Raw genomic sequence first — 15770 nt, forward strand, 5'->3', positions numbered from 1 at the left:
ATCTCTTATTAGGATCGACCACCTCTGTGGATAAGCCATTTATCCATTTTAGGATCAACAACCTGGAAAGGATCGTTTGCTGTGTACTACCGGTGATCCCAGACCGTATAAGCTGGGATCAGAATTGAGGTTTATGCACAACTCAAAAAGTGAACAGCGGTTGTTATTGGGATAACTACGGGTTAATCCAAGCTTTTAACCAGAGTTATCCACATCTGATCGCGCAATCTTTACACTTCAGGGAGTAAATTAATCCAAGAACCAACCCAAATTTCGGCTGGATCCTCAGGAATGTCGTGATCGAGGATGTTAATTTTGAGCAAGGATCCTATGCGGGTTGCACCACATTCGGTCAGAAGCAGATCGATCTTCTCTATAGCACCGCAAAACGTGTCGTATTCACGGCTGCCGATCCCGATCGCGCCATAGCTTACGTCGCTCAGATCCGGGCGCTGTCCATTTATAGCGTCATAGAAAGGCTGCAGGTTGTCCGGCAGATCGCCAGCACCATGTGTGGAAGAGACCACCAGCCAGATACCGCTGGCTTTAAGATCTTCTAAAAGAGGGCCATGCAGCATTTCAGTGCCGTGTCCCGCTTCTTCAAGCTTCTCTGCCAGATGTTCTGCTACATATTCGGCACTACCCAGAGTACTGCCGCTAATCAGAGTGATATCAGCCATTGTGTCCCGCCTTTTCAAATCGTCGCGTATTGTACGCTGTGAAAGAGCGGGGATCTACCTGTGGATAATATGGGTATTAAAATTAACGATCAGGGCCGGATAGTACGCATGATCGGGTTCTGCAGCGAGATCAGCGTTTCAGTGGACTGAATTTCATCGATTGTTTGGATCTTGTTGATAAGTACCTGCTGGAGGGCATCAATGGATCGGCACATCACCTTAATAAAGATGCTGTAGTGGCCGGTGGTGTAGTAAGCCTCAGTCACCTCATCCAGGTTTTCCAGCTTGGTCAGGGCGGAGGGATAATCTTTGGCGCTTTTCAGAATGATGCCAATAAAGCAGCAGACATCGTAGCCGAGCTGCTTCGGGCTGATGTCGATGCGCGCCCCGGTAATTATCCCCGCCTGCTTCATCTTTTCGACGCGGACGTGAATGGTGCCCGGGCTGACACCAAACTGTTTGGCCAGTTCTGCATATGCGGTGCGGGCATTGGCCATTAATGCTTCGAGTATGCCGCGATCGAGATTGTCGATCTGATAATTATCCATCACTTTTTCCTATGATAAATGCCGATTTTCCATTTTTTATAGCCTTAAATTCGTCGATTAAAAAGAGGCTGGCCTTTTTTATTGTTGATTATTGAATACGGTGACGTTTCTGTTGCTTAATCGATGACAGAAACACCACAACAAAGAGAAAAGCCATGAAAACCGCCTGGATTGCTAAACAACGTCAGATCAGTTTTGTGAAAACCCATTTTTCCCGTCAGCTGGAAGAGAAGCTGGGCCTGATAGAAGTACAGGCACCGATCCTCAGCCGCGTAGGGGATGGCACACAGGACAACCTTTCTGGCAGCGAGAAAGCAGTGCAAGTGAAGGTGAAAACCTTGCCGCAGGCGCAGTTTGAAGTGGTGCATTCGCTGGCCAAATGGAAAAGAAAAACGCTCGGCCAGCACGACTTCAGCGCGGGCGAAGGGCTTTACACGCACATGAAAGCTCTTCGCCCCGATGAAGACCGTCTATCCCCGATTCACTCGGTCTATGTCGATCAGTGGGACTGGGAACGTGTGATGGGTGACGGTGAACGCCACACCGGCACACTAAAACAAACCGTAGAGAGCATCTGGGCGGCAATTAAGGCTACCGAAGCTGAAGTGAGTGAAAGGTTTGGCCTGGCCGCCTTGCTGCCGGAGAAAATCCATTTTGTTCACAGCGAAACGTTATTGCAGCGCTTTCCTGGTCTGGACGCAAAAGGCCGCGAGCGGGCTATCGCTAAAGAACTTGGCGCGGTCTTCTTAATCGGTATCGGGGGAAAGCTGTCGGACGGGAAACGTCACGATGTCCGCGCCCCGGATTATGATGACTGGTCAACCGGCGGGGAAGCAGGTTTACCGGGGCTGAACGGCGATATCCTTGTCTGGAACCCGGTGCTGGAAGATGCGCTGGAGCTTTCTTCTATGGGGATCCGCGTGGATGCGGCAACCCTGAAGCGCCAGCTGGCGATCACCGGAGATGAAGACAGGCTCCAGCTCGAATGGCACCAGTCGCTGGTGAAAGGTGAAATGCCGCAAACCATTGGCGGCGGCATTGGCCAGTCCCGCCTGACGATGCTGCTGCTTCAACTGCCGCATATCGGGCAGGTTCAGTGCGGCGTCTGGTCGCCAGAAGTGCAGGCTAAGGTTAGCGATCTGTTATAAGTCTCAGCGCCGCCAGCGACGCAGCAGGCGGCTTCTCATCCCGGTGTCAAAGCGCCAGATATGGTCAAAGATGCGCATGATGCCGGGTTTTCCATGCCCCGACATGGCGACCGCGTGAAAGCGGTTCTGATACTGCCGCTGCAGCGCCTTCACGCTGCTGACGACATCGTCCGGTAGCCGCTGGGCGATAAAATCTGAGATCACCACCGCATCGGCATCGTGCCAGTCTCCGGTTTGCATTTTTTCCAGGATCGAGCGGAAACAGCTGGCCAGATCCGTCCCGCCGCTGAAGTGCTGGCTTAAAAAACGGATCGCCTGATTGATGCCATCCCGCCCGCTGACCTCATAGCGCACCACTTCGCTGGAAAACAGCATAATAAAACAGCGCCGGTTGTCGGCGAGGGCAATGCGCATCAGCGCCAGGCAAAAAGCCTTTGCGCATTGCTCGTTGAACCCGCCCATGGAGCCGGAAGTGTCCACGCAGACAATAAATGGCCCGCGAGGTTGTTCGTCAAAATCCTGATGGGCGACCGGGCGTTCGATGATTTTTTCACGCCATGCGTCACCGTGCAGACGGTAAGTGAGCAGTTGCTTCTCCACCAGCCGGCGGTAGAACTCAAATTCCAGTTCGGTAATCCCCAGGGTTGCCAATTCGGGCGGCAGCAGGCGCAGGATATCGTCGCTGCGCTGTAGGCCGTCAACCTGTTCGGGCACGGTGGCAGGTTCCCGCACCAACATACGCCAGGGCTCCGTGGGGGAATCTTTCCGCGGGACGGATTTTGCCTCGCGGGAGCGGCCCAGCTGTTCGGCAAGCTGCATCAGCTCCGGCTGGCCGGTGAGAAACTCGCCGTATTGCACAATCAGCTGATAGTCCCCGCGTTTGAGCGTGCCGCCGCTCATGTCCCACAGCTTGCCCGCTGCTTTATCGTTTTCGGCAAGTGCGGGGTCCAGTTGCCCGCTAAGTGCCAGCCGCTCCTGAATCTCCGCCAGCAGCTTGTCGCGCTCGTCTTCTAACAGCTGCTGGTTAAGTGACGTGGCCTGTACAACCAGGCTCAACCGCCAGCGCTGCAGAAACAGCGTATGCTGCGCCGGGGTGAAGTGCGGGTTATCAGCCACCAGCGTTTTGGCCTGTTCATAGAACGGCGAGCCGAGCTTATGCAGCAGCTGAATAATTTCCGGCAGCCGCATGATGAGCTGCCCGGTGGTGAGTAACTGACTCTGCTGGTAGCAAAGGACTTCCTGCGCCAGCTCATCCGGGACGTGCCCGTCCTTCAGGCGGCCTTTGAGCTGGTCTCGCCAGCGAGGTAAGTCTTCACTAACTGCTTTTTTCAAACGCGGGAATTTTTCGAAAAACACCGCCAGCTGCGGGGCAGCCAGCAGGGTAATAATGATCTCTTCTATCAGTTCGCCTTCACCAATAGCCAGGATCATATCCAGCGTTTCAACGCTTATCATTGCCGGGCCTGTTTCAGCTGTGCCGCAACGTCTTGCAGGCTGGCTTCAATTTTTCCCAGCCAGTCGCTTTCAATAAACAGGCATTTTTGCTGATCGTTAAAGCGCTCGTGCTGCTGGTGTAACGCGGCGTCGAGATCGTCAAACTGCTTTTTGATCTCATCCGGTACGCCCTGTTGCTGGTGGCCCGGCAGCGCCAGCCGTGTGGCCTGAAGGCTAACATCGCGAATGGTCAGGTACAGGCTGTTGTCCACTTCAAGGTTAAGCAACTGCGCAAAGCCAATGCCGTTCAACTTGCCGCGGATCTCGCCTCCTTTATTAAGCCACTGCGCCAGCGCTTCATGCGCCAGGGTGATATGAATCACTTCAATATCGTGCAGTTTCAGCGGCTTTTGCAGTAAAAGCGTCAGCGTTTCGCCGGTTATTTCATCCGGGAGCTGGTACTGCGGCTTGCGGCTGAACATACCGGTCTGCTTGAGCACGGTGAAAGCGTCCCGATCGCTGCTTTGCTGCTGAAGCTGGAGGCGGCGCTGGACGATGCCGCTGAGTTTGCTCAGAATGGCCTGCTGCTGCCACGCGTGTCCGGTCATCAAAACTTCAATCTGCTGCTGCATCAAATTCATGGTTGCTGTGTCGTGCCACAGACAGTCTTTGAGCAGGATAAGATCGATAGGCGCCACGGCATCGCGGCCGTTAAAGAAGGCGCTGGCCTGCAGCAGGCGAATGGCTTTTTTCCAGCGGCGATCGGATACATAAGGTGCCCCCGGCGTGGCCTCAAGCAGCTGCCTCAGGGTGAAGATCAGTTCAAAAACGTCGTCCGGCAGCGCGACGCCGCCAATTTGCTGCTGCCAGGTGAAATATTCTTCATCGGTAACCTGCAGGTTTTCGGTGACCGGATTAAAGTTTTCGTCGTGCTGGCTGATGAGCATTGAGCGGAAATTCGCTTTGTCCTGCACTTTGTCGAGCCACAGGCGGATCAGCATACGGTCATACAGCGCTTCCAGGCTGCTGTCCGCTTCGGGCAATTCGTTGGAGGCGGCCACCAGCAGGCGCATGGGGATTTTGTCTTCGCTGGCGCCGTTGCGGAAGCGACGTTCGTTAATGGCGGTCAGCAGTGTGTTTAGAATTGCTGGGCCGGCTTTCCAGATCTCATCCAGAAACACGATTTCGGCTTCCGGCAGGTAGCCGGCGGTCAGGCGCTCATAGCGGCCTTCATCTTTCAGCGCCTGAATAGACAGCGGACCAAAAACTTCTTCTGGCGTTGAGAAGCGAGTCATTAGATATTCAAAGGCGCGCGCTTCGCGAAAGGCGAATTTCAGGCGGCGAGCGATCAGGCTTTTTGCAATGCCTGGCGGACCAAGTAAAAAGACGCTTTCGCCGCTCAGCGCCGCCAGCAAACAGAGACGAACGGCGTGCTGACGTTCAAAAAGTCCCTTTTCCAGCGCCTGGCTGAGACGAGAAATTCTTTCAGCCAGCAAATGTGATTGAGCCATAATTAGCTTTGCATCCTTACGCGGTTAACCCTGTGGAGAAACGCGAGTATAGCGTTTATTTTTAGCCAGTTAATGTGCTGATTATGCCGCATGCAGCGTTTGAGCTGAGATAAGTCAAATGCATTTAGGAGTACGATTTACACAATTATCGTGCATACTGTGCGCCGTTTTGTGGGCCAAGGGACTAAGCACACGTTTTCGGGATTCCAACAAAAGATTAGTCTATGAGCGCTGATAATAAACAATCGTTGCCGGCCGTTACGCTGGCTGCTATCGGGGTTGTGTACGGTGATATTGGTACCAGCCCGCTTTATACCCTTCGTGAATGTCTGTCCGGGCAGTTTGGGTTTGGCGTTGAACGCGACGCCGTGTTTGGCTTTTTGTCGTTAATTTTTTGGCTGTTGGTACTGGTCGTCTCCATCAAATATCTCACCTTCGTGATGCGGGCGGATAACGCCGGGGAAGGCGGGATCTTAACGCTAATGTCGCTTGCCGGGCGTAATACGACGGCGCGAATGACCTCTGTGCTGGTGATCATGGGGTTGATTGGCGGCAGCTTCTTCTACGGCGAGGTGGTTATCACACCGGCGATATCGGTGATGTCGGCCATTGAGGGTCTTGAGATAGCCGCGCCGCAGCTCGATCAGTACATTGTTCCCCTTTCTATTATTGTTCTGACGCTGCTGTTTATGATTCAGAAGCACGGCACCGGGATGGTGGGCAAGCTGTTTGCTCCTGTGATGCTGCTGTGGTTCCTGACGCTCGCTGTTCTGGGCGCGCGCAGTATTATCGGCAACCCGGAAGTCCTGCTGGCGCTTAACCCGACCTGGGCGGTGAATTTCTTCGTGCAGTACAAAGCCGTGTCGTTCGTTGCTCTCGGGGCGGTTGTGTTGGCAATCACCGGCGTTGAAGCGCTGTATGCCGATATGGGGCACTTCGGTAAGCTCCCGATTCGCATCGCATGGTTTATCGCGGTTCTGCCTTCATTAGTCCTGAACTATTTTGGCCAGGGTGCCCTGCTGTTAAAGAACCCGGAAGCGATTAAAAACCCGTTCTTCCTGCTGGCACCTGACTGGGCGCTAATCCCGCTCCTGGTTCTGGCGACGCTGGCAACGGTGATTGCCTCTCAGGCCGTTATTTCCGGCGTATTCTCGCTGACGCGTCAGGCGGTTCGCCTGGGTTATCTCTCGCCAATGCGCATCATCCATACCTCGGAAATGGAGTCCGGGCAGATTTACATTCCAGCGATTAACTGGATTCTGTATATCGCCGTGGTGATCGTCATCGTTAGCTTCGAACATTCAAGTAACCTGGCGGCGGCATACGGGATCGCAGTAACCGGCACGATGGTGCTGACCTCGATTCTCTGCTGCACCGTCGCGCGCAAAAACTGGCACTGGAATAAAATTGCCGTGCTCCTGATGTGCGTGGGCTTCCTGTTTATCGACGTGCCGCTGTTCTCTGCTAACCTCGAGAAAATCGTCTCTGGCGGCTGGCTGCCGCTCACGCTGGGGCTTGTCATGTTTACCATCATGACGACGTGGAAGAGCGAGCGTTTCCGCCTGCTGCGCCGTATGCACGAGCACGGTAACTCGCTGGAAGCGATGATTGCGTCCCTTGAGAAGTCTCCGCCGGTTCGCGTGCCGGGCACCGCGGTTTATATGTCCCGCGCGTTAAACGTGATCCCGTTTGCCATGCTGCATAACCTCAAGCACAACAAAGTGCTGCATGAGCGAGTCGTATTGCTGACGCTGCGCACCGAAGATGCCCCATACGTTCACAACGTTAAACGCGTTTCCATTGAGCAGCTGTCACCCACCTTCTGGCGCGTGGTGGCCAGCTACGGCTGGCGTGAAACGCCGAACGTGGAAGAGATTTTCCACCGCTGCGGTTTGGAAGGCTTAAGCTGTCGGATGATGGAAACCTCGTTCTTCATGTCGCATGAGTCGCTGATTATCGGCAAACGTCCGTGGTATCTCCGCCTGCGCGGCAAGCTGTTCCTCGCCCTGCAGCGAAATGCCCTGCGCGCGCCTGACCAGTTTGAGATCCCGCCGAACAGGGTTATCGAGCTGGGCACCCAGGTCGAGATTTAAGTCAGCCAGTCTTTACTGGCCTGATGCCTTCACCCCGACCCTCTCCCACAAGGAGAGGGCGCAAAGACTAAAAAACGGTACTCAAGTACCGTTTTGCATTTATTAGCGAAACGTTTCGATGTCGATCACACTTCTTTAACCTGGTGGTTGTTTAACCGCCAGCTCTTTTCCTACACTCATTATCAGCGAAACGTTTCGCTAGTGGAGCAGGAAAATGAAGAAAGGTACCGTTCTTAACGCTGATATTTCGGCCGTTATCTCCCGTCTGGGGCACACCGATTCACTGGTTATTGCCGATGCCGGGCTGCCAATTCCGCGCCATACCCAGCGCATTGATTTGGCATTAACCCACGGCGTTCCGGGCTTTATGCAGGTCGTGGATGTGGTAACGCAGGAAATGCAGGTTGAGGCGGCAATCATTGCTTCTGAAATCAAACAACATAATCCCGCGCTTCACGAAACGTTGCTCAGCCATATTGAGCAACTGCAAAAACACCAGGGAAACACCATAACTATTCGTTACATCAGCCATGAGCAGTTTAAGCAGCACACCGCGGATGCACATGCGGTTATTCGCAGCGGGGAGTGTTCCCCGTATGCGAATATCATTCTCTGTGCCGGCGTAACCTTCTGAGGAGGTCAGCATGGAACCCTTACTGCAACTTAAAGGGATCGATAAATCGTTCCCAGGGGTGAAAGCCCTGTCTGGCGCGGCGTTGAACGTTTACCCGGGCCGCGCAATGGCGCTGGTGGGTGAGAACGGCGCCGGCAAATCCACGATGATGAAAGTCCTGACCGGGATCTACACCAAAGATGCCGGTTCGCTGCTGTGGCTGGGAAAAGAAACCGCCTTTAGCGGGCCAAAAGCGTCTCAGGAAGCCGGTATCGGGATTATCCACCAGGAACTCAACCTGATCCCGCAGCTCAGCATTGCGGAGAACATCTTCCTTGGCCGCGAGTTTGTCGGGCATTTTGGCAACATTGACTGGAAGAAGATGTACCGTGAAGCCGACAAGCTGCTGGCGAAGCTGAATTTACGCTACACCAGCGAGCGTCTGGTGGGCGAGCTGTCGATTGGCGATCAGCAAATGGTTGAGATTGCCAAGGTGCTGAGCTTTGAGTCCAAAGTCATCATCATGGATGAACCGACCGATGCGCTGACCGACACGGAAACCGAGTCGCTGTTCCGCGTTATCCGTGAGCTGAAGGCTCAGGGCTGCGGCATCGTTTATATCTCCCACCGTATGAAAGAGATTTTTGAGGTGTGCGATGACGTGACAGTGCTGCGTGACGGGCAGTTTATTGCCGAGCGCGAAGTCTCCACGCTTACCGAAGATACCCTGATCGAAATGATGGTTGGCCGCAAGCTGGAAGACCAGTATCCGCATCTGGACAAACAGCCCGGCGATATTCGCCTGCGGGTCGATGACGTATCCGGCCCCGGCGTGAAGGCGGTTTCTTTCACTCTGCGTAAAGGCGAAATCCTCGGCGTTGCCGGGCTGATGGGTGCCGGGCGTACCGAATTGATGAAAGTACTTTATGGCGCGCTGCCGAGAAGCGGTGGTTATGTGGCGCTGGATGGCCGTGAAGTAGTGACTCGCTCTCCGCAGGATGGGTTGGCTAATGGCATCGTTTATATCTCTGAAGACCGCAAGCGTGATGGGCTGGTTCTGGGGATGTCGGTGAAGGAGAACATGTCGTTGACCGCGCTGCGTTATTTCAGTCGCGGGGCTGGCAGCCTGAAGCATAAAGATGAGCAGCAGGCGGTGCAGGACTTTATTCGCCTGTTCAACGTCAAAACGCCTTCCATGGAACAGCCAATTGGCCTGCTGTCCGGCGGTAACCAACAGAAAGTCGCCATTGCGCGCGGCCTGATGACCCGCCCGAAAGTGCTGATCCTCGACGAGCCAACTCGTGGCGTCGACGTTGGGGCGAAAAAAGAAATTTATCAGTTAATTAACCAGTTTAAAGCCGAAGGGTTGAGCATCATCCTTGTGTCGTCCGAGATGCCGGAAGTGCTGGGCATGAGCGACCGCATTATGGTTATTCACGAAGGGCGACTGAGCGGGGAGTTCTCCCGTGAAGAAGCCACCCAGGAGGCGCTGATGGCCGCGGCCGTTGGTAAGCTTAATCGAGTGAATCAGGAGTTAGATAAATGAGTACCCAGACCGTGTCCACCCGTCGCTGGTTCACCAAAGCGTGGCTGATGGAGCAAAAATCGCTGATCGCTCTGCTGGTGCTGATTGCGATTGTCTCGGCCCTGAGCCCGAACTTCTTTACCGTGAATAACCTGTTCAACATCCTGCAGCAAACGTCGGTGAACGCCATTATGGCGGTGGGGATGACGCTGGTCATTCTGACCTCCGGGATCGACCTGTCCGTCGGTTCTCTTCTGGCGTTGACCGGGGCGGTGGCGGCCTCGATTGTGGGCTTTGAGGTCAATGCGCTGGTGGCCGTTGCCGCTGCGCTAGCTCTTGGGGCTGCCATTGGTGCCGTAACGGGGGTGATTGTAGCGAAAGGGCGGGTTCAGGCCTTTATTGCCACCCTGGTCATGATGCTGCTGCTACGCGGGGTAACGCTGGTTTACACCAACGGCAGCCCGATGAATACCGGCTTCTCAGACAATGCTGATCTGTTTGGCTGGTTCGGTATTGGCCGCCCGCTGGGGATCCCAACGCCGGTCTGGATCATGGCGATTGTCTTCCTGGCCGCGTGGTACATGCTGCACCATACTCGCCTGGGGCGTTACATCTATGCGCTCGGCGGCAACGAAGCGGCAACGCGCCTGTCAGGTATTAGCGTCAACAAAGTGAAAATCATCGTCTACTCTCTGTGTGGTCTGCTGGCGTCGCTGGCCGGGATCATCGAAGTAGCACGTCTTTCCTCTGCGCAGCCAACGGCGGGTGCGGGATATGAACTGGATGCTATCGCGGCGGTTGTGCTGGGCGGTACCAGCCTGGCGGGCGGTAAAGGCCGGATTGTCGGCACGCTGATCGGGGCATTGATCCTCGGCTTCCTGAACAACGGTCTGAATTTATTAGGTGTTTCTTCTTATTACCAGATGATCGTCAAAGCGGTGGTAATTTTGCTGGCGGTGCTGGTGGACAATAAAAAGCAGTAAAACCATAACCCTACAGGACATCTGACTATGAACATGAAAAAACTGGCTACCCTGGTTTCCGCTGTCGCCCTGAGCGCCACCGTAAGCGCAAACGCCATGGCAAAAGACACCATCGCGCTGGTGGTGTCTACCCTGAATAACCCGTTCTTCGTGTCGCTGAAAGATGGCGCGCAGAAAGAAGCCGACAAGCTGGGCTACAACCTGGTGGTGTTGGATTCACAAAACAACCCGGCAAAAGAGCTGGCCAACGTGCAGGACTTAACGGTTCGCGGCACCAAATTAATGCTGATTAACCCAACGGATTCCGACGCGGTGGGCAATGCCGTTAAGATGGCAAACCAGGCTAAAATCCCGGTGATCACTCTCGACCGTATGGCAAACCAGGGGACCGTGGTGAGCCACATTGCTTCTGATAACGTTGCTGGCGGCAAAATGGCCGGTAATTACATCGCTAAGAAACTGGGCGACGGCGCGAAAGTCATTGAACTGCAGGGTATTGCTGGTGCTTCCGCAGCCCGTGAACGTGGTGAAGGTTTCAAACAGGCTGTTGCGGCACATAAATTTGACGTGCTAGCCAGCCAGCCAGCTGACTTCGATCGTACTAAAGGTCTGAACGTTATGCAGAACCTGCTGACTGCACACCCTAACGTTCAGGCTGTGTTTGCTCAGAACGACGAAATGGCATTGGGTGCCCTGCGTGCGCTGCAAACTGCGGGTAAATCTGATGTGCTGGTCGTCGGTTTCGATGGTACGGCTGACGGCGTGAAAGCGGTTGAAGGCGGCAAACTGGGCGCGACAGTGGCTCAGATGGCTGACCAGATCGGCGTTATCGGTGTGGAAACCGCTGATAAAGTGCTGAAAGGCGAGAAAGTGGATGCGAAAATCCCGGTTGATTTGAAACTGATCACCAAATAAGAATTAAAGAAAAGCAGGGCAACGCGCCGCTCAGGCATGAGCGGCGCACTCAAACTGGATATTAAGATATGAAAAGCACAGGCAAACTCGTCGTTCTTGGCAGCATCAATGCTGACCATATCCTCAACCTCGAACATTTCCCAACGCCGGGTGAAACCGTCACCGGGCAGGGGTATCAGGTGGCGTTCGGCGGTAAAGGTGCGAACCAGGCCGTTGCGGCAGGGCGCAGTGGAGCAGACATTGCGTTTATTGCCTGTGTGGGCGATGACGATACCGGTGGCCGCGTTTGTAAGCAGCTTGCCAGCGATAATATTGATACTTCGCCAATCAGTACCATTAAAGATGAAGCGACCGGCGTGGCACTGATTTTTGTCAATGGCGCAGGTGAAAACGTGATCGGCATTCACGCTGGCGCGAACGCCGCTTTGACTCCCAAGCTGGTGGAAGCACAGCAGCAGAAAATTTCTGATGCTTCGGCGTTATTAATGCAGCTGGAATCCCCGCTTGAGAGCGTTCTGGCTGCGGCGAAAATTGCCCATCAGCACCAGACCAAAGTGATTCTAAACCCGGCCCCGGCCTGTGAACTCTCTGATGAGCTTCTGTCTCTGTTAGATATGATCACTCCGAACGAAACGGAAGCAGAAAAGTTGACTGGCGTGCGGGTTGAGAATGATGCAGATGCTGCCAAAGCTGCTGAAGTGCTGCACGGTAAGGGAATCGAAACGGTGATTATCACGCTCGGCAGCCGTGGTGTATGGCTAAGCGAAAAAGGTCACGGCAAACGAGTGCCGGGCTTTAAGGTAAAAGCTGTCGATACTATCGCTGCTGGCGACACTTTTAACGGTGCGCTGGTGACTGCATTGCTGGAAGATAAGTCGATGGAAGATGCCGTGCGATTTGCTCACGCTGCCGCCGCAATTGCCGTGACGCGAAAAGGCGCTCAGCCTTCCGTGCCGTGGCGCAAGGAAATAGATGAGTTCCTGCAGCAGCAGAGGTAAGTCATGGCTACCATGAAAGACGTCGCCCGCCTGGCGGGGGTTTCGACTTCTACCGTTTCCCACGTCATTAATAACGATCGCTTTGTTAGCGACACCATCCGCCAGAAGGTTGAGGCAGCGGTAAAAACGCTGAACTATGCGCCTTCTGCGTTGGCTCGCAGCCTTAAGCTTAATCAAACGCATACCATCGGTATGCTGATCACCGCGAGTAGTAACCCCTTCTATTCCGAGCTGGTTCGAGGCGTGGAACGCAGCTGCTTTGAGCGCGGCTACAGCCTGGTACTGTGTAACACCGAAGGCGATGAGCACCGCATGAACCGAAATCTGGAAACGCTGCTGCAAAAGCGCGTCGATGGATTACTGTTGTTGTGCACCGAAACGCATCAGCCTTCGCCTGAAATCATCAACCGCTACCCGACTATCCCGACAGTAATGATGGACTGGGCTCCGTTTGAGGGGCAGAGCGATGTGATTCAGGATAACTCGCTGCTCGGCGGAGAAATGGCGACACAGCACTTGATCGACAACGGCTATACCCGTATTGCCTGCATCGCCGGGCCGCAGGATAAAACGCCTGCCAGACTGCGCCTTGAAGGCTACCGCAAAGCTATGGCTCAGGCCGGGCTGGCTATTCATCCAGGCTATGAAATTATTGGCGACTTCGAGTTTCAGGGCGGGTTTAGCGCCATGAGCGAACTGCTTACCCTGGCGGACAGGCCGGACGCTGTATTCATGGGGAATGACGCTATGGCCGTTGGGGCCTACCATGCTTTATATCAGGCTGGTCTTAGCATTCCGCAGGATATGGCGGTGATTGGCTACGATGATATTGAGCTTGCACGCTATATGACGCCGCCGCTGACGACGATTCACCAGCCCAAAGATGAGCTCGGCGAATTGGCCGTGGATGTGCTGATCCACCGAATGGGGCAACCAGACCTGGCGCAGCAACGGTTACTGCTGACGCCAGAGCTGGTGGAGCGAAGTTCCGTTTAAGGTTTGTGACGTTCTTTTATTAAGTTGCGCCCGTCTTTGGAGCGCAGTAGCAAAAATACCGCCGATGAGACCAGCGTTATCGCGCCCATCGTCAACAGGGTGTAGTGGAATTGCTCGATGGTATTGACGCTGTCTATTCCTTCCCATGCTCTAAGCACTGCGGCACTAACGGCAACCCCAAGGCTAATTGAAAGCTGCTGAGTTACGGCCAGCACGCTGTTGCCGCTGCTGGCGTTTTCATCCGTCAGGTCCGCAAGGGTGATGGTGTTCATGGCCGTAAACTGCGTCGACATTGCCATCCCTAATATAAAGAGGGGCAGGATCAGCAGCCAGACTTCCATGCCCGGTGACTGCAGCGAGAACTGGGCAATCAGCAGGCCGATGACCAAAGTGATCCCGACCAGCGTTTTACGATAGCCCAGCCAGCGCAGCACCTGCGTGACGGTCGATTTAGCCAGTAGCGAACCGACCGCCGTAGGTGCCATCATGCAGCCAGCCAATAATGCTGAATAGCCAAACCCCACCTGCAGCATAAGCGGCATTAAAAAAGGCACGCAGCCGGTGCCGAGGCGTGAGGCTATATTGCCGACTATGCCAACGGAGAAGGTACGCGTCTTAAAGAGAGGCAGGGGAATAAGCGGCGTTGGAACGCGGCGGGCATGCCAGACATAAGCCAGCAGCAGTAAAATCCCGCTCAGAATCAATAACATGCCTATATAGCTGGCGACAATCCGCTCGCCAAATAGCTCAACCCCGCTGGAGATCAGCACCAGGCCCGCGCCAAATAGCAAGAAGCCGCTCATATCAAACCCGCGCTTCGGCGTGGTGAAGTTGGGCATGTACTTGCGGGCATACAGCAGGCCCAGAATGCCAATCGGAATATTGATTAAAAATATCCAGTGCCAGCTTGCCCAGGTGACCAGAACGCCGCCGAGCAGTGGGCCTATTATGGGGCCGACCAGACCGGGCATGGTGACAAAGTTGAGTACAGGCAACAGCTCGCTGCGTGGGTAAGCCCGAAGTAATGCCAGACGCGCAACCGGCATCATCATTGCGCCGCCAATTCCCTGAATCACGCGAAAGATGACCAGCTCGGTTAAAGACCCTGACATGGCGCAGGCAAAGGAGCCGAGAGTGAACAGGCTAACGGCCAGCATAAATACGCGGCGTGTGCCGAAGCGGTCTGCTAACCAACCGCTTACCGGGATAAGCATAGCGACGGTTAAGGTGTAGCTAATAATGGCAGCCTGCATGGCCAGCGGGGAGCGATTCAGGCTATGGGCTATTGCCGGTAGCGCGGTGTTAAGGATGGTGGCATCCAAAGCCTGCATAAAGAAAGCCATTGCGGCTATCCACGGCAGGCCGGCCATGCTGCGTGCTGTTTTCGTCATTATTATCCTGAAGGTTATGTGCGCTTTAGACTACCGATGAGTGACGGGTTCCTTTAATAGCGCCAGGCAGGCGTTAAAAGCGGCCTGCCTCTCTCCCTTAGCAATGGCATCCACAATCGCCTGATGCAAATCGAGCTTAATGACTTCGTTATCGGTAATCGCGGTGAAGTAATTGTAATAAATCGATCTGAATAAGTTCGCGAAAGATGTCATGAAAGGGTTACCACTCATTTCATAGATGAGTTCGTGGTAGGCCATATCCACCTCAATCCACTGCTGACGGTCAAAGTCTGTCTGCAGTTCTGTCATTTGCGCCATCAGTTGAGTAAGCCTGGTTCGCTGCTGCTCATTACTATTAATAGCGGCTAATGCGCAGGCCTGTGGCTCCAGGCTATTACGCATAATCAAAAACTCTTCTACTACATGACTGAAGTTATCTTTGGTCATCCACCAGGCTATCAGTTCTTTATCAAGGAAGTTCCAGTGGCTGCGGGGCATGACGCGAGTGCCAATCCTTGGGCGAGGCAACAGCATGCCTTTAGCGGCTAGCGTCTTGACGGCTTCACGAACGGCTGTCCGGCTGACGCCAAAAAGATCACCCAGTTCCATCTCGCCTGGAAGAATGCTGCCTGCCGCATATTCGCCCTTGAGAATTCGCTGGGCTATTTTCTCTGCCAGCACATAAGAAAGGTTTTTTTGGGCTGCGAGTTGTTGAGTGGATAAAGACATGACGCAATTCCTTTAGCTGTATTTCTTACCCTAGTATGCCATCGGCGGTGATTTTGCGGTGATTTATGCAGCAAATATCCCTGATTTGCTGGCTTTCTGCGCGCCATTGGTGAAAAAGAATGCGGTCAGAAAGTTTTTTCAAATTAGGGGTTGTCAGGCTCTGAGAACTCCCTATAATGCGCCTCCACTGACACGGCGAAGCGGCT

The 15770-nt window shown here is 54.2% G+C and carries 15 protein-coding genes; 8 read left to right on the forward strand and 7 right to left on the reverse strand.

Going from position 1 to position 15770, the window contains the following annotated elements; all coding sequences use genetic code 11:
• Nucleotides 1-230: 230 nt before the first annotated feature.
• Both mioC and asnC read right to left on the reverse strand, forming a co-directional pair.
• A complete protein-coding gene (gene mioC, locus ACR6JA_RS16990) occupies nt 231-680 on the reverse strand; it encodes an FMN-binding protein MioC (RefSeq protein ID WP_494494237.1) in 450 nt (149 codons plus the stop codon).
• 89 nt (nt 681-769) lie between these two features.
• Nucleotides 770-1228, reverse strand: a complete 459-nt coding sequence (asnC, locus tag ACR6JA_RS16995; RefSeq protein ID WP_008457765.1) for a transcriptional regulator AsnC — start codon at nt 1226-1228, stop codon at nt 770-772.
• Between the two features lie 155 nt (nt 1229-1383).
• Here asnC and asnA point away from each other — a divergent pair, with 155 nt between their 5' ends.
• Nucleotides 1384-2376: an aspartate--ammonia ligase gene (asnA, locus tag ACR6JA_RS17000; protein WP_494494238.1), complete on the forward strand. Its 993-nt coding sequence runs from the start codon at nt 1384-1386 to the stop codon at nt 2374-2376.
• A 3-nt stretch (nt 2377-2379) separates the two neighbouring features.
• On the opposite strand, the gene viaA is transcribed toward asnA, so the two are convergent.
• Complete coding sequence (viaA, locus tag ACR6JA_RS17005) at nt 2380-3831, reverse strand: ATPase RavA stimulator ViaA (protein ID WP_494494239.1); 1452 nt, start codon at nt 3829-3831, stop codon at nt 2380-2382.
• Nucleotides 3828-5321, reverse strand: coding sequence for an ATPase RavA (ravA, locus tag ACR6JA_RS17010; protein ID WP_494494240.1), 1494 nt, complete (start codon nt 5319-5321; stop codon nt 3828-3830). Before ravA ends, viaA begins: the two co-directional genes overlap by 4 nt.
• Before the next feature lie 224 nt (nt 5322-5545).
• Between ravA and kup the strand changes: the two genes are divergently transcribed.
• The 7 genes from kup (at nt 5546) to rbsR (ending at nt 13444) form a co-directional block, all read left to right on the forward strand.
• A complete protein-coding gene (gene kup / locus ACR6JA_RS17015; protein WP_213713435.1) occupies nt 5546-7414 on the forward strand; it encodes a low affinity potassium transporter Kup in 1869 nt (622 codons plus the stop codon).
• Nucleotides 7415-7628: 214 nt separating this feature from the next.
• Nucleotides 7629-8048 (forward strand): D-ribose pyranase, encoded by a 420-nt coding sequence (gene rbsD / locus ACR6JA_RS17020; RefSeq protein WP_166878976.1) that lies wholly within the window; start codon nt 7629-7631, stop codon nt 8046-8048.
• A gap of 10 nt (nt 8049-8058) precedes the next feature.
• Entirely contained in the window at nt 8059-9573 is a 1515-nt protein-coding gene (rbsA, locus tag ACR6JA_RS17025) for a ribose ABC transporter ATP-binding protein RbsA (RefSeq protein WP_213713434.1), read from the forward strand.
• Nucleotides 9570-10535 (forward strand): ribose ABC transporter permease, encoded by a 966-nt coding sequence (rbsC, locus tag ACR6JA_RS17030; RefSeq protein WP_008457775.1) that lies wholly within the window; start codon nt 9570-9572, stop codon nt 10533-10535. Before rbsA ends, rbsC begins: the two co-directional genes overlap by 4 nt.
• A gap of 27 nt (nt 10536-10562) precedes the next feature.
• Complete coding sequence (gene rbsB / locus ACR6JA_RS17035) at nt 10563-11450, forward strand: ribose ABC transporter substrate-binding protein RbsB (RefSeq protein ID WP_213713432.1); 888 nt, start codon at nt 10563-10565, stop codon at nt 11448-11450.
• A 68-nt stretch (nt 11451-11518) separates the two neighbouring features.
• A complete protein-coding gene (gene rbsK / locus ACR6JA_RS17040; RefSeq protein ID WP_213713430.1) occupies nt 11519-12448 on the forward strand; it encodes a ribokinase in 930 nt (309 codons plus the stop codon).
• A gap of 3 nt (nt 12449-12451) precedes the next feature.
• The gene (gene rbsR, locus ACR6JA_RS17045; RefSeq protein ID WP_213713428.1) at nt 12452-13444 is read left to right on the forward strand and encodes a ribose operon transcriptional repressor RbsR; all 993 of its coding nucleotides are present in this window, start codon (nt 12452-12454) and stop codon (nt 13442-13444) included.
• Here rbsR and mdtD read toward each other — a convergent pair.
• The 3 genes from mdtD to ACR6JA_RS17060 all read right to left on the reverse strand — a co-directional run.
• Nucleotides 13441-14835: a multidrug transporter subunit MdtD gene (gene mdtD / locus ACR6JA_RS17050; protein WP_494494241.1), complete on the reverse strand. Its 1395-nt coding sequence runs from the start codon at nt 14833-14835 to the stop codon at nt 13441-13443. The genes rbsR and mdtD overlap by 4 nt on opposite strands.
• A gap of 30 nt (nt 14836-14865) precedes the next feature.
• Nucleotides 14866-15564 (reverse strand): FadR/GntR family transcriptional regulator, encoded by a 699-nt coding sequence (locus tag ACR6JA_RS17055; protein WP_494494242.1) that lies wholly within the window; start codon nt 15562-15564, stop codon nt 14866-14868.
• Nucleotides 15565-15589: 25 nt separating this feature from the next.
• Nucleotides 15590-15770, reverse strand: a 181-nt coding sequence (locus ACR6JA_RS17060) for a hypothetical protein (protein ID WP_494599142.1), incomplete at its 5' end; no start/stop codon positions are given.

The sequence above is a fragment of the Cedecea sp. B1(4) genome (assembly GCF_059414925.1).

Bases quoted from the DNA above. Each gene is read 5' to 3' on its own strand.
- mioC (WP_494494237.1), bottom strand. From the start codon at position 680: ATGGCTGATATCACTCTGATTAGCGGCAGTACTCTGGGTAGTGCCGAA.
- asnC (WP_008457765.1), bottom strand. From the start codon at position 1,228: ATGGATAATTATCAGATCGACAATCTCGATCGCGGCATACTCGAAGCA.
- asnA (WP_494494238.1), top strand. From the start codon at position 1,384: ATGAAAACCGCCTGGATTGCTAAACAACGTCAGATCAGTTTTGTGAAA.
- viaA (WP_494494239.1), bottom strand. From the start codon at position 3,831: ATGATAAGCGTTGAAACGCTGGATATGATCCTGGCTATTGGTGAAGGC.
- ravA (WP_494494240.1), bottom strand. From the start codon at position 5,321: ATGGCTCAATCACATTTGCTGGCTGAAAGAATTTCTCGTCTCAGCCAG.
- kup (WP_213713435.1), top strand. From the start codon at position 5,546: ATGAGCGCTGATAATAAACAATCGTTGCCGGCCGTTACGCTGGCTGCT.
- rbsD (WP_166878976.1), top strand. From the start codon at position 7,629: ATGAAGAAAGGTACCGTTCTTAACGCTGATATTTCGGCCGTTATCTCC.
- rbsA (WP_213713434.1), top strand. From the start codon at position 8,059: ATGGAACCCTTACTGCAACTTAAAGGGATCGATAAATCGTTCCCAGGG.
- rbsC (WP_008457775.1), top strand. From the start codon at position 9,570: ATGAGTACCCAGACCGTGTCCACCCGTCGCTGGTTCACCAAAGCGTGG.
- rbsB (WP_213713432.1), top strand. From the start codon at position 10,563: ATGAACATGAAAAAACTGGCTACCCTGGTTTCCGCTGTCGCCCTGAGC.
- rbsK (WP_213713430.1), top strand. From the start codon at position 11,519: ATGAAAAGCACAGGCAAACTCGTCGTTCTTGGCAGCATCAATGCTGAC.
- rbsR (WP_213713428.1), top strand. From the start codon at position 12,452: ATGGCTACCATGAAAGACGTCGCCCGCCTGGCGGGGGTTTCGACTTCT.
- mdtD (WP_494494241.1), bottom strand. From the start codon at position 14,835: ATGACGAAAACAGCACGCAGCATGGCCGGCCTGCCGTGGATAGCCGCA.
- ACR6JA_RS17055 (WP_494494242.1), bottom strand. From the start codon at position 15,564: ATGTCTTTATCCACTCAACAACTCGCAGCCCAAAAAAACCTTTCTTAT.